Genomic DNA, 13050 nt, shown 5'->3' on the forward strand with positions numbered 1-13050 from the left:
CATGGCACCCTCCGTCAGCCGAGCCGCTTGCGATAGAGCCCGTCGAGCCAGACGGCGAGCACGAGCACGATGCCGACGACGATGTTCTGCAAGGGCGTGTCGACGCCGATCAGAACCATGCCCGATTGCAGCGACTGCATCACCAGCGCGCCCAGCATCGCACCCACGATCGTGCCGACGCCGCCCGCGAGCGAGGTGCCGCCGATCACCGCCGCGGCGATGACATAGAGCTCGTCGAGCTGCCCGGCCGAATTGGTCGCCGCGTTGAGCCGGGCGGTCGAGATGCAGGCGCCGATGCCGACCAGCACGCCCATCAGCCCGTAGACCAGCATCAGCACTTTTCGCGTGTTGACGCCGGAGAGCTGCGCGGCTTCCGGATTGCCACCGATGGCGAAGACATAGCGACCGAAGCGCAAACGCGTCGCCAGGAAACTCATGGCGACGCCGACTGCGAGCGCCAGCAGCACCGGCACGGCAAGGCCATGACCGATGGCAAGCCCGCCCTCAGGCCAGGTTCCGCCTTGCGCCTCGGTCATCCGGCGGGCGACGCCGGCCGGCAGGAGATAGGCGTTGGCGATCAACACGCTTCCAATCACCGTGCCACAGGCGAGCGCAGCCAGCGCGATCTCGGCCCAGAACGGGCGCAGGGCGAAGCCGTAGCGCTTGCGCCGGCGGCGCGTGAAGACGATCGCGGTGAGAATCAGGGCGCAGATGACAAGCCCGATCGCCCAGGAGGCGGTGGTGCCGATCGCGCCCTCGATGCCGCCGCCGAGCGGGCGGAAGCGCGAATCCATCGGCGCGATGGTCTGGCCTTGCGTGACCCACCAGGCGCCGCCGCGCCAGACCAGCAGGCCGCCGAGCGTGACGATGAAGGAGGGGATGGCGAGATAGGCGATCAGCGCGCCCTGGAACAGGCCGATCAGGCCGCCGAGCGCGATCGCGGCGAGGATCGAGAGCAACCAGGTCGCCGGGTGCTCGAAGCCGATGAGATCGGGCAGCAGCCGCGCCTGGACGAGGCCGGTGACCATGCCGACGAAGCCGAGCATGGAACCGACCGAGAGGTCGATATTGCGGGTGACGATGACCAGCACCATGCCGCAGGCCATCACCGCGATCGAGGCGGTCTGGACCGAGAGGTTCCAGAGATTGCGCGGCGTCAGGAAGGCGCCGCCCGAGAGCCAGTTGAAGCCGAGCCAGATCACCGCCAGCGCGGCGATCATGCCGACCATCCGCGCATCGAACTCGATCGTGCGCAGGTGATCGGCGAGGCTTTTCGCTTCCGACGCCGGCGAGGCCGGCGCGGGAGCGATCTCAGTCACAGGCCTTGACCTTGCCGGCGGCGACGCCCTGGCAGACCGCCGCCTTCGGCGCCCAACCGGCCTCGATGACGACACCGAGATTGTCCTTGGTCACCGGCACCGGCTTCAGGAAGAGCGCGGTCATCTTGGCCTTGCTCGGTCCCTGATCCCAGGCGGTCGCACCGGCGACCTCGGTCAGCTTGGCGCCGCCGGCGAGCTTGATCGCGATCTCGGCGGCGTTGCGCCCGAGCTCGCGCGCATCCTTCCAGATCGTCACCGTCTGGGTGCCGAGCGCGACGCGGTTGAGCGCTGCGCGGTCGGCGTCCTGACCGGAGACCGGCACCGAGCCGGCGAGGCCCTGCGCCGCCATGGCGGCGATGGCGCCGCCGGCAGTGCCGTCATTGGCGGCGACGACGGCATCGACCTTGTTGGCATTGCGCGTCAGGATCTGCTCCATGTTGCGCTGGGCGTTGGCCGGCAGCCAGCCATCGGTATAGGCCTCGCCGACATTCTTTATCTTGCCGCCGTCGATCGCGGTTTTGAGCACCTCGATCGAGCCCTGGAACAGGAAGTTGGCATTCGGGTCCGAGCTCGAGCCCTTGATGAAGACGTAGTTGCCCTCCGGCTTCGCCTTGACGATCTCACGCGCCATCATCCGGCCGACCTCGACATTGTCGAAGGTCAGGTAGAAGGCCTGCGGGATCTCGATCAGCCGGTCATAGCCGACGACGGCGATGCCCTCGTCCACGGCCTTCTGCACGGCGGGGCGGATCGCCTGTGCATCCTGCGCCAATACGATCAGCGCCTTGGCGCCGCGGGCGATCAGGCTCTCGACATCGGTGAGCTGCTTGGCGGGCGAGGATTGCGCGTCGGCCGAGAGATAGGTGCCGCCGACCTTTTCGATCGCCGCCTTGATCGCGGCCTCGTCGGTCTTCCAGCGCTCCTCCTGGAAGTTCGACCAGCTGACCCCGACCACCGGGCCCTTGCTCTGGGCGAAAGCGGGGAATGCGCTGCCGGAGACCGCGAGCGCCAAGCCCGCGGCGAGAATGTGGCGTCTCAACACGGCGTTTCTCCCTCGATTGCGCCGCGCGCTTTCGTGCGGCGCGTCTGGTTGGAGGGCAGGTGAGCTTATCGGATCGGGCGCTGTCAAGCACACATTGAAGGCAGCGGCGGCTGCACGCAAAGATTGCATGTAATCGATTGAGCCTGCCGAAAAGCGATTAGTTCCGGATGGAATTTCGTGCCGGCTTCTTCAGCGGCAGATGGTCGTGCGCAGTGTCGGCAGGCGCAGGAGCTCGGCGGCCGTGCCGCTGCGCTGCCAGGTCGAGGGTGCGCCGTCCTCCGCCGGCGGATCGATCTTCAGCGACACCGCCGTCCGGTCGGTCAGGCCGCACAGGGTCTCGCGCAGGACGTCGGCGGTCATCGTCCCCTCGGGATCGCTGCCGTCCTCGTTGCGCGCGACGATCGGCGGGCTGTTGGGCAGGGTCAGCGTGACCGTGCGCAGCCGCGTCGGGACCGGCGCATCGCCGAAAAGGAGCCGCATCTGCAGAGTGGTCGTCTGCTGGTAGCGGCCCTCGCCGACGGACAAGGCCAGCCGCAGCTTGCCGCCGCGATGCGGCCCGAGCTCGACCGAGCCGATCGGCGTCGCCGGCGCGACCAATGTCGCCGGAAGCACAGGTGCCGCGTTGAAGCCCGCGGGCGCTCCGGGTGCTTGCGACGATCGCAGTCCCGAAAAGGCGAGCGTGACCGAGCCGATCTCGGTCGCGATCGTTGTCGCCAGCATCTCGTCGGGCTTGAGGTAGCGCATCGTGTCGGCAGGCGTCGCCACCGTGACCTCGATGAAGGAGCGGTCGAGTCCCATGGCGTCGAGATAGCGCCTCATCTTGGCGTCGATTTCGCCGGTCGCCTGCTCCTGCTTGACTGTCCGCGTCTCCGTTTTCTCGTCGACCAATTCCCTGCGTCCGCGCACGATCTTGTAGTCGCGCACCGTCGTCGTCTCGGTCTCGACGATGGTCTGCTGATGCACGCCGATGCGCGATTGCGACGGGATGATGCGGCGTTGCCCCCCGGCGAGGAAGAGCGTGCAGGCGGAGGCGCAGAGCGGGCTGCGCTCGTCGATCGTGCCGAGCGCGGGGTCCCGCTGGCTGAAGACGGTGCGGGCGACGGCGATGTCGAGGCCGCTCTTGCGGACGAGCTCGCCCATGGCGATCGCGGCTTCGACCGTGCCGCCGGTCGAGTAGACCAGCAGCGGTAGCTTGCGCCCGTTCAGCCCGGCGAGCGCGCGGCGTAGCTCGCCGAGCGTGTCGCTGGTGATCGCGCCCTGGGCGGCGAGCCATTCGCGGCAATCGCCGTCGCAGGGCTCGGCGCTGCGGGTCAGCACGATGCGCATCGGCTCCGGCTGCGGCGCAGCAGCGGGCTTGTCCTGCGCCTCGGCGGGCAGGGCGGTCAGGGACAGGGCGAACGCCAGGAGATGGGCGATGCGCATCACGAAGTCAGCGGCCTCCGCTGCAGTTGCGCAAGGGAACCCCAGGCGCAGGGATTTGACAACAGCCTCTCCGCCCCGTCGCATGGGCAGGGAGGCAAGGTTAAACGCTTTCGCTGTGCCGTTGGGCTTCTTTGAGGCGCTCTCGCGGCCGATTTCAGCGCGTGATCGCGTCGATCTCGGTAAGCTCTTCCGGCGTCAGCGCCCAGTCCGCCGCCTTGACGTTGGCGGCGATCTGCTCGGGCCTGGTCGCGCCGGCGATGACGCTGGAGACGACCGGCTGGGCGGCGAGCCAGGAAAAGGCGAGTTCCAGCAGCGTCCTGCCGCGTGCTTCGCAGAAGGCGGCGAGCTTCTCGGTCTTGCCCCAGTTCGCCTCGGTCAGCACTTCGCCGGCGCGCTGGGCCTCGCGGGTCATGCGCGCGCCCTCCGGCATCGGGGCATTACGCTGGTATTTGCCGGTCAGCAGGCCGTTGGCGAGCGGAAAATAGGGCAGGAGCCCCATGCCGAAATGGCCAATGGCCGGGATCAGCTCCTTCTCGGCGCCGCGCACCAGGAGGCTGTACTCGTCCTGGGCCGAGGCGAAGCCCTCTGTGCCGAACGTCTTGGCCGTCCAGTGCGCATCGGCGACCTGCCAGGACGACAGGTTCGAGCAGCCGATATAGCGGACCTTGCCCTGGCGGATCAGGTCCTCGAGCGCGCGTAGCGTCTCCTCGATCGGGGTCAGCGGGTCGGGCCGGTGCAGCTGGTAGAGGTCGAGCCAGTCGGTCCGCAGCCGCTTCAGCGAGGCTTCGACCGCCTCGATGATGTAGCGCCGCGAGCCGCCCTTCTTCACGCCCTCCTCGTCCATGTTCATGCCGAACTTGCTGGCGAGCACGATATCCTTGCGGCGGGCGCCGAGCAGTTCGCCGAGCGCCAACTCAGAGCCGCCGCGATTGCCGTAGATGTCGGCGGTGTCGAAGAGGGTGATGCCGTGCTCGATCGCCGCGTCGACGACCTTGCGCGCCGCCTCAAGGTCGATCCGGCCACCGAAATTGTTGCAGCCGAGGCCGACGAGCGAAACGCGCAGGCCGGAGCGGCCGAGATTGCGGAACTGCATGGTGGAATCCCCTTGGAAGGCTGCTCAGGCGAGGTCGAGATCGGTACGGGAGAAATCGCGCCCCTTGAACAGGATCGGAGCTCCCGCGGCCCGGGCGCAAGCATAGGACATACAATCGGCGAGATTGAGCTGTGCCGGCGCACCCCGGCCCTTCCCGTAACGCTGGAAGGCCGCGACCGCCTCACGCGCGACCGCATCGGTGATCGGCAGGACTGCGATGTCAGCGATCTCAAGAAACGCGTCGAAATCGGTTTCGACGTCGATCGGCTCGCGAGCCATGCGCGTCGCCAGCACCATGCAGGCTTCGAGACGCACCAGCGGCGAGGTGAAGCGTGCCTTGGCCCGTTCCAGCTTGGCGGCGAACAGTCCCGCTTCCGGCTCCTTGCACAGGATCGCGACGAAGACGGACGTATCGACGAACATCAGCGAGTCCAGAGCGCGTCGCGCTCGTCTTCGTCGACCGCGCGGCCGCTTCCCGCCTTGGTGAGCGCCCGGTCCGCCAGTGCCTCCAGTCGGTCGGACAGCGGAATCCGCCCCTGTTCGCGCCGTAGCTCGGCTTCCAACGCGCCGACGACAGCCTCGGTGATCGAGACCCTGCGCAGATCAGCGAGCTTGCTGGCGAGAGCGTGAGCTTTTGGATTGCGAATGTTGAGGGGAGAGGTCATCAGCGCCTCGTTTCTTTACATGAGAGTAAAGATGCAAAGGCAATCATGTCAATGCGATCTATGCGTCAGAGCGCGCCCAATCGATCGTGCCGAGCACTTCGCGCGCCAGTTCTGAGGGCATGCGGCCATCGGTATCGACGACGATGAAGTCGTCCACCACCTCGCTGGAGAGCCGCCTCGCCTGGCGCAGCGAGCGCTCGATCTGGACGTCGCGACCCGCGCCGATCTCGCGACGATCAAGGCGCTCAAGCAAGCTGTCGTCGCCGGCGCGCAGGCGTACCACCGTGATGCGAGCTCCTGGGATGGCGGCGAGAATCCAGCGCTTGTCGAACTCCACATGCATCATCACGCCTGACATGATCAGGCGGCTGTGGCCGAGAGCACGATAAGTGCCCCAGAGCGCCGCGAGATTGAGCTGGCTGACGTCGCGGGCGCCGGGCGCCAGTGGAGCAAGCTCCGCCGCGCCGGGCTTCGGGAAGACGCGGTCGAGTTCGTCGCTCTCGATCGCGACATGGGCGATGCCGGCCTCAGCCAGCATAGCGCCCATCTCCCAGCACAGGGTCGACTTGCCGATCCCGGCCGGGCCGGTGATCAGCAGGATCTCGACGGGCGTGCCGGCGGCTGTTTGATTTATCACGCGCTGGCCTGAGTCAGTCCTTCGCGCGCCAGCATGCGCGCCGCGTCGGCGGATAGCAGCTGTGAGGCGCTCTGTCCTTCGCGGATTCCGGTCGCGAGCAGAGCGGCATCGCCCGCCGGGCCTGCGATCCCGTCCGCGCTCACGGCGATGCCGAGGCCCTGCCCCAACCCTGCAAGCGCGCGCACGACGCTGGCCGCATCCTCGTCCTGCATGTTGGAGACGAAGCGGCGATCGATCTTGACCTTGTCGAAGCCGAATTCCCGGATGTGATAGAGATTCGAGTAGCCCGTGCCGAAATTGTCGAGCGCGACCCGGACACCGGCCTCCCGAAGGGAGCCTAGCGCCGCCTTGGCGGCATGCAGGTCGTGGACGATCGCGCTTTCCGAGATGTCGATCTCCAGACGAGACGGCGGCAGTCCCAAAGTGCGGATCGTCGCGAGGATGCTGTCGCCGAGTGAGCGATTCTTGAGCTGGGCCGGCAGGATGTCGATCGACAGGACGATATCATCAGGCCATTCGCGCGCCGCCTCGCAGGCGATCTCAAGGAGGCGGCCGGCGATTTGATGAATCAGCCCGGTCTCCTCCGCGACAGGCAGGAAGCGCTCGGGCGGAAAGAGGTCGGTCCCGTCGACGATCCAGCTCGGCACGGCTTCGAACCCGGTCACCTTGCCGGTTGCCAGATCGATCGACGGACGGAACCGGGGCCTGATCAGGTCCTGCTGGAGTGCCTCCCGCAATTCACGTTCCATCTGGTCGCGCTGGCGCACCATGCGGTCCATCTCCTCCTCGAAGAAACGGAAGGCGGAGCGGCGTTCGCCCTTGGCACGATAGAGCGCGAGATCGGCCTTGCGCAGCGCCTCCGGCCCCGTCTGCGCATCATCGGGCAGAAAGGCGATGCCGATGCCGGTCGCGACCCGGTGCTCGACCCTGCCGGTCCGGATCGGCTCGTTGAGGCCGTGGATGATGCGCGCCGCGATGTTGGCGGCCGCCTCCGGCCCCATCAGATGCTGCGCCAGCAGCACGAATTCGTCGCCACCAAGACGCGCGACCAGATCGCCCTCGCGCACCGCACGCAGCAGACGTTCCGCCACGATCCGCAGCACCTCGTCGCCGGAGTCGTGGCCATAGGTGTCGTTGATCTGCTTGAAGCCGTTGAGATCGAGCAGGAAGACGGCATGGACCTGCCCCTGGGCCGGCGGCGAGGCCGCCGCCGTCACCAGCGCCTCCTCGAACTGGCGGCGGTTCGCCAGCCCGGTGAGCGGGTCCTGGTAGGCGAGTTCGCGGGCCCGGCCCTCGGCGGCGATACGCCGGGCCATCTCGCGCTTCTGCTCCATGTAGCGGCGCGCGCCGAAGATGAGCAGGCCGATCGACAGTAGCCCGCCGAGCAGCAGCGCCTCATCGAGCTCGACAAGCTTCTGCTCCAGCGGCGCGTTGCTGCCCTGGGTCACGAAGACATCGATCTCGAAGGCGATGTAGGTCAGCACCAGGACGATAGCCATGATCAGGCTCAGATCCTGGATGCTGACGCGATGCTTCACGATGACGTTCCAGATCCTGGACAAGGAGCCTCCCGACGACACGAGACAATCCTCATCGCTGGCCGCGATCAGCCACCGGTAGGCAAGGCGGCCGGCTCCGGCGGTCCGGAGACGATCGCAATAATTCGTTAAGAGAGCGTCTCAGGGGCGGATCGGCACCGTAATTGCGCGCAGGCGAGCCCAGATAAGAAAGCGGCCCGAACGAGTGTCCGGGCCGCGCAAGTTCTGGATAGTGGGAAGGCCTGTCAGGCCACCTCGGCCTTCTGCTTCTGCGAGCGCTTGCGCTCGTTGGGGTCGAGGATGCCCTTGCGCAGGCGGATCGACTTCGGAGTGACCTCGACGAGCTCGTCATCGTCGATCCAGGCGAGCGAGCGCTCCAACGTCATCCGGATCGGCGGGGTGAGGCGCACGGCCTCGTCCTTCGACGTGGTGCGGATGTTGGTCAGCTTCTTGCCCTTGAGCACGTTCACCTCGAGATCGTTCTCGCGGGTGTGCTCGCCGACGATCATGCCCTGATAGACCTTCCAGCCGGGCTCGATCATCATCGGGCCGCGGTCTTCCAGGTTCCAGAGCGCGTAGGCGACGGCCTCGCCGGTCTCCATCGCGATCAGCACGCCATTGCGACGTCCGCCGATCTCGCCCTTATAGGGCAGGTAGTCGTGGAAGAGCCGGTTCATGATCGCGGTGCCGCGCGTGTCGGTGAGCAATTCGCCCTGATAGCCGATCAGGCCGCGGGTCGGGGCGTGGAAGACGAGGCGCAGGCGATTGCCGCCCGACGGACGCATCTCCAGCATGTCGGCCTTGCGCTCGCTCATCTTCTGCACGACGACGCCGGAATGCTCCTCGTCGACGTCGATGATGACCTCCTCGATCGGCTCGAGCAGCTGGCCGGCCTCGTCGCGCTTCAGCACGACGCGCGGACGCGAGACACCGAGTTCGAAGCCCTCGCGGCGCATCTGCTCGATCAGGATGGCAAGCTGCAGTTCGCCGCGGCCGGAGACGATATAGGAGTCCTTATCCTTGGCCTCCTCGATCTTCAGCGCGACATTGCCCTCGGCCTCCTTGAACAGGCGGTCGCGGATGACGCGGGTGGTGACCTTGTCGCCTTCGGTGCCGGCAAGCGGGGAATCGTTGACCATGAAGGTCATCGACACCGTCGGCGGGTCGATGGGCTGGGCCTTGATCGGGGTCTCGACACTGGGGTCGCAGAAGGTGTCGGCGACCGAGCCCTTGACCAGGCCGGCGATCGAGACGATGTCGCCGGGGATGGCTTCCTCGATCGGCGTGCGCTCAAGGCCACGGAAGGCCAGGATCTTGGTGATGCGGCCGCTCTCGACCAGCGTGCCGTCGCCCGACAGTACCTTGATCTGCTGGTTCGGCTTGGCCGAGCCCGAGACGACGCGGCCGGTGATGATGCGGCCGAGATAGGGATTGGCCTCGAGCAGCGTGCCAAGCATGCGGAACGGACCTTCCTCGATGCGCGGCTCCGGCACATGCTTCAGGATCAGGTCATACATCGGGGCCAGGCCCTGATCCTGCGGACCTTCCGGCGAGGGCGCCATCCAGCCCTGCTTGCCCGAGCCGTAGAGGATCGGGAAATCGAGCTGCTCGTCGCTGGCGTCGAGCGCGGCGAACAGGTCGAAGACCTCGTTGATCACCTCGGTGACGCGGGCGTCGGGCTTGTCGACCTTGTTGATCGCGACGATCGGGCGAAGGCCGAGCTTCAGCGCCTTCGAGACCACGAACTTGGTCTGCGGCATCGGGCCTTCGGCGGCGTCGACCAGAACGATCGCCGAGTCGACCATGTTCAGGATGCGCTCGACCTCACCGCCGAAATCGGCGTGGCCGGGGGTGTCGACGATGTTGATGCGCGTATCCTTCCAGACCACCGAGGTGGCCTTGGCCAGGATGGTGATGCCGCGCTCCTTCTCGAGCTCGTTGGAGTCCATCACCCGCTCGATCACGCGCTGGTTGTCGCGGTAGGTGCCGGATTGCTGCAGCAGCTTGTCGACCAGCGTGGTTTTGCCGTGGTCGACGTGGGCGATGATGGCGATGTTGCGCATGGACATGCGGTCGGGGCCTTGTTTCATGACCGCGAGCCGGCAGGGAGACCCCGGCCGGCACAGCCATCTGTCTGAGTGAATCTGGAATTCGTTGCGCTGCACATAAACGCTTGATGGCGTTTGGGCAACCTAAACCGGGCGACGCCCTGGCTTCGCTGGGCGCTTGACAGGCGTTTAGTCATGTAACATTGAAAGTTACATGAAACAGGACAGCCGCCTTTCCGCCACCCTGCACGTGCTGCTGCACATGGCCGACCGCGGCGCAGCCATGACCTCGGAGGAGCTCGCCGCCTGCCTCGGCACCAATCCGGTCGTGATCCGCCGCACCATGGCGGGCCTGCGCGAAACCGGGCTGGTGCGCTCCGAGAAGGGCCATGGTGGTGGCTGGACGCTGGCGCGCGCGCTCGTTGAAATCACGCTCGGCGACGTCCATCGCGCGCTCGGCGAGCCCGCTTTGATCGCGCTCGGTCATCGCAGCGAGAACCCGCAATGCCTGGTCGAGCAGGCTGTGAACGCGGCGCTGGGCGAGGCGTTCGCGGAGGCCGAGACGCTGCTCGCCGGCCATTTCGACCGGGTGCGGCTGTCCGATCTCGCGGCGGATTTCAGCCGTCGCTTCGACGAACGGAGGCAGGCCCATGCCAAGCACGACCAAGCCATATGATGCCATCATCGTCGGCGGCAGCTTCGCCGGACTCTCAGCCGGACTGCAGCTGGCGCGGGCGCGCCGCAGCATCCTGGTGATCGACGAGGGCCAGCGGCGCAACCGCTTCTCCAGCCATTCGCACGGCTTTCTCGGCCAGGACGGGCGCGAGCCGGCGGCGATCGTCGCTGAGGCGAAGGCGCAATTGCTCGCCTATCCGACCGTGACCTGGCGGGACGCCAGGGTCGCCGAGGCCGAACCTTCAGATGATGGCTTCGGCGTCGTAGATTCCGCCGGCGACGAGTACCAAGCGCGGCGCCTGTTGCTCGCGACCGGCGTGCGCGACGAACTGCCCGCGATCCCCGGCCTGAGGGAGCGCTGGGGCAAGAGCGTCCTGCACTGCCCCTATTGCGATGGCTACGAGCTCGGCGGCGGCAAGCTCGGCGTGCTGGCGAGTGGTTCATTCTCGGCGCTGAAGGCGTCGCTCGTTGCCGATTGGGGCGAGGTCACGCTGTTCCTCAACGGCGAGGCCGAGCCCGATGCCGAAGCGAGCGCCATGCTGGAGCGGCGCGGCGTTGCGGTCGAGCGTGCCCGGATCGTGGTAGCCGAGGGCGAGGGGACCGCGATGGCGGGTTTGCGGCTTGCCGATGGCCGGCTGGCGCCGGTCAAGGCGCTGTTCGTCGCCGCCGGCATCTGCCCGGCGAGCCCGCTGGCAGAAGAGCTCGGCTGTGTGTTCGACGACGGCCCGTTCGGCCCGCTGCTGCGCGTCGACGGGATGAAGCAGACCAGCGTCGCCGGCGTCTATGCGGCGGGCGATGCCGCGACCGGCCGGCACAGCGTCGCGCTCGCGGTCGCCGACGGCGTGCTTGCCGGGACCGGCCTGCACATGTCCTTGCTGTAGCGCCGGATCACGACTTCCGGCAGGCGTAGGGCATGAAGGTCGAGGACACGCCGGCATTCATGCCGGCCATCACCATGACATTGGCGAAGTTGAGCTCTTCGGCACTGCGCGGGCAGACATCGGGCGGGTTCTGGCAGCCGGAGGCGATGAAGGCCTCGTTGCCGGCAATGAACTCCTGCCCCAGCCCCTTCCTGCCGAAACGCTTCAGCGCCTCGTCATAGGCGCTACGCCAGCGCTCGCATTTCACTTGCGGCCAGTTTTCAGGCGCTTGGGCTCGGAGCGGCACGGCTGCGGAGAGCGTCAGCAGCGTCCCGAGGGCGAGCGAGGCAAAGGCGGAGGTCATGAGGAGCTCTCGAAGCTGTCGGTGCGGCCGCGCCATCCGCATGCCCCGGCTTTGCGGCAGGAATAAAGCTGATCACTCGGCTTCCGCTTCGGCCAGGACGATGCGCCTCTCGGTCGCCGCGCGGCCGAGCTGGTCCATGGCGAAGCGGTAGGCGCCGATCCCGCCGGAATCGATGTCGCCGCGCGCATAGTTTGCCAGCACGCCGGCGAGGATGGCGTCAGCCTCGCGCTCCATCGCTGCGAGCTCCGGCTCATCGGCGGCGGTCCGCATGCCGCCGAGCAGGACGACGAGACGGCTCAGATCCGCCATCGCCCGCTTGCGTCGCGTCGCGCTCTCGACACCGAACAGGCCGGCCGCGCCGGAACCGACCAGCGAGAGCGCCATCACACCGAGATAGAACCAGTCGCCATAGCGCTCGAAGAAGGTCTCTTGCTCGCCATCGATGAAGGCGGCGGCGCCGGGATGTACCGCGAGCGGCGCGTCCTTGTCGGTCTCGGGTGTCTCCAGCCCCTGGATCGCCGGCAATTCCGCGGCGAGCGTGACGCGCAGCGACAGAATCGCGCCGACGAGCTCACCGACCCGGGCACCGTCGAGGGACTGCGCCGCCATCAGCCGCGAGGTGATCGAAATCGTCGGCAGGTTCTCGGCCGGGAGCGGCGGGTCGCCGCCAAGCGCGCCGCGGACGATCTCGCCGCTCTCGATCGCGCGATTGCGGGCGGCGAGCGCGTCGGCCTCGCGGATCGGGATGATGGTCGGATGCTCGCCGAAAGCCCGGTGCAGCCGAGAGCTCACCTCGGTGACGACCCGGGCATTCAGTGCATTGACGGCGAAGAGCGCGTCGATATGGCCATCTGCGATGGTGGTCGAGACGTCCTCCGGCCAGAGCGGGACGACCGTCACCTCCTCCGGCCGCACTTCATATTGCGAGAGCACGAGCTTTAGCAGGTCGAGATTGCCGGCGGGGGTCTGCACCACGCCGATGCGCTTGCCGCGTAGCCCGGAGATGCGGTCGGTGCCCAAATCCTTGGAACCGATGAAGAAGGGGAAGGAGCGGCGGGTGATCAGCGCGGTATCGGCCTTGGCCGGCAGGGCGATGTCGGGACGGACGATGGCGAGATCGACCTTGCCGTCATCGATCCGCTTCGCGCTCTCGGCCGAGCCCTCGGTCAGGACAAGCCGCAGCCGCACCGGCTTCTTCTCGCGGCTGAGGCCCTGGACGAGGGCGGCGGCGAGCCGGGCATCCTCCGAGCCGAGCGGGCCGACAGCGAGCTTCAGCGTCCTGGGTTGACTCCACATGTAGACGCCGAGCGAGACGAGGCCGGCCATCAGCAGGAACGCCGCCAGGCCTGCAAAGAAACGTCGCCCCATTCGTCGTCCACTCTCGCCG

Annotated in this window: 13 protein-coding genes; 2 read left to right on the forward strand and 11 right to left on the reverse strand. The window is 67.3% G+C overall.

Features of this window, described 5'->3' with window-relative positions:
• Nucleotides 1–14: 14 nt before the first annotated feature.
• The 9 genes from ASE66_RS07430 to typA all read right to left on the reverse strand — a co-directional run bounded on the left by ASE66_RS07430 (nucleotide 15) and on the right by typA (nucleotide 9785).
• Complete coding sequence (locus tag ASE66_RS07430) at nucleotides 15–1319, reverse strand: sugar ABC transporter permease (protein WP_057188983.1); 1305 nt, start codon at nucleotides 1317–1319, stop codon at nucleotides 15–17.
• A complete protein-coding gene (gene xylF, locus ASE66_RS07435) occupies nucleotides 1312–2361 on the reverse strand; it encodes a D-xylose ABC transporter substrate-binding protein (protein ID WP_413814251.1) in 1050 nt (349 codons plus the stop codon). The genes ASE66_RS07430 and xylF overlap by 8 nt, the downstream gene beginning before the upstream one ends.
• 189 nt (nucleotides 2362–2550) lie before the next feature.
• Entirely contained in the window at nucleotides 2551–3783 is a 1233-nt protein-coding gene (locus ASE66_RS07440; protein ID WP_057188984.1) for a hypothetical protein, read from the reverse strand.
• Nucleotides 3784–3937: 154 nt separating this feature from the next.
• Nucleotides 3938–4876 carry an aldo/keto reductase gene (locus tag ASE66_RS07445; protein WP_057188985.1) on the reverse strand — a complete coding sequence of 313 codons (939 nt, stop codon included), beginning with the start codon at nucleotides 4874–4876 and terminating at the stop codon, nucleotides 3938–3940.
• Between the two features lie 24 nt (nucleotides 4877–4900).
• Nucleotides 4901–5299 carry a type II toxin-antitoxin system VapC family toxin gene (locus ASE66_RS07450; RefSeq protein WP_057188986.1) on the reverse strand — a complete coding sequence of 133 codons (399 nt, stop codon included), beginning with the start codon at nucleotides 5297–5299 and terminating at the stop codon, nucleotides 4901–4903.
• Nucleotides 5299–5541, reverse strand: a complete 243-nt coding sequence (locus ASE66_RS07455) for a type II toxin-antitoxin system VapB family antitoxin (RefSeq protein WP_057188987.1) — start codon at nucleotides 5539–5541, stop codon at nucleotides 5299–5301. The genes ASE66_RS07450 and ASE66_RS07455 overlap by 1 nt, the downstream gene beginning before the upstream one ends.
• Before the next feature lie 58 nt (nucleotides 5542–5599).
• Nucleotides 5600–6178 (reverse strand): hypothetical protein, encoded by a 579-nt coding sequence (locus tag ASE66_RS07460; RefSeq protein WP_057188988.1) that lies wholly within the window; start codon nucleotides 6176–6178, stop codon nucleotides 5600–5602.
• A complete protein-coding gene (locus tag ASE66_RS07465) occupies nucleotides 6175–7740 on the reverse strand; it encodes a putative bifunctional diguanylate cyclase/phosphodiesterase (RefSeq protein WP_057188989.1) in 1566 nt (521 codons plus the stop codon). The genes ASE66_RS07460 and ASE66_RS07465 overlap by 4 nt, the downstream gene beginning before the upstream one ends.
• Before the next feature lie 221 nt (nucleotides 7741–7961).
• Complete coding sequence (gene typA / locus ASE66_RS07470) at nucleotides 7962–9785, reverse strand: translational GTPase TypA (RefSeq protein WP_057188990.1); 1824 nt, start codon at nucleotides 9783–9785, stop codon at nucleotides 7962–7964.
• Between the two features lie 193 nt (nucleotides 9786–9978).
• On the opposite strand from typA, the gene ASE66_RS07475 reads away from it, so the two are divergent.
• Nucleotides 9979–10440: an Rrf2 family transcriptional regulator gene (locus tag ASE66_RS07475; protein WP_057188991.1), complete on the forward strand. Its 462-nt coding sequence runs from the start codon at nucleotides 9979–9981 to the stop codon at nucleotides 10438–10440.
• A complete protein-coding gene (locus ASE66_RS07480) occupies nucleotides 10415–11320 on the forward strand; it encodes an NAD(P)/FAD-dependent oxidoreductase (RefSeq protein ID WP_057188992.1) in 906 nt (301 codons plus the stop codon). Before ASE66_RS07475 ends, ASE66_RS07480 begins: the two co-directional genes overlap by 26 nt.
• 7 nt (nucleotides 11321–11327) lie before the next feature.
• Here the strand turns inward: ASE66_RS07480 and ASE66_RS07485 are convergent, their stop codons facing one another.
• Both ASE66_RS07485 and ASE66_RS07490 read right to left on the reverse strand, forming a co-directional pair.
• Nucleotides 11328–11663 (reverse strand): hypothetical protein, encoded by a 336-nt coding sequence (locus ASE66_RS07485; RefSeq protein ID WP_057188993.1) that lies wholly within the window; start codon nucleotides 11661–11663, stop codon nucleotides 11328–11330.
• 72 nt (nucleotides 11664–11735) lie between these two features.
• Nucleotides 11736–13031, reverse strand: coding sequence for a TAXI family TRAP transporter solute-binding subunit (locus ASE66_RS07490; protein WP_057188994.1), 1296 nt, complete (start codon nucleotides 13029–13031; stop codon nucleotides 11736–11738).
• Between the last annotated feature and the right edge of the window lie 19 nt (nucleotides 13032–13050).

The sequence above is a fragment of the Allobosea sp. Root483D1 genome, from assembly GCF_001429505.1.
Lineage (GTDB): Bacteria > Pseudomonadota > Alphaproteobacteria > Rhizobiales > Beijerinckiaceae > Allobosea.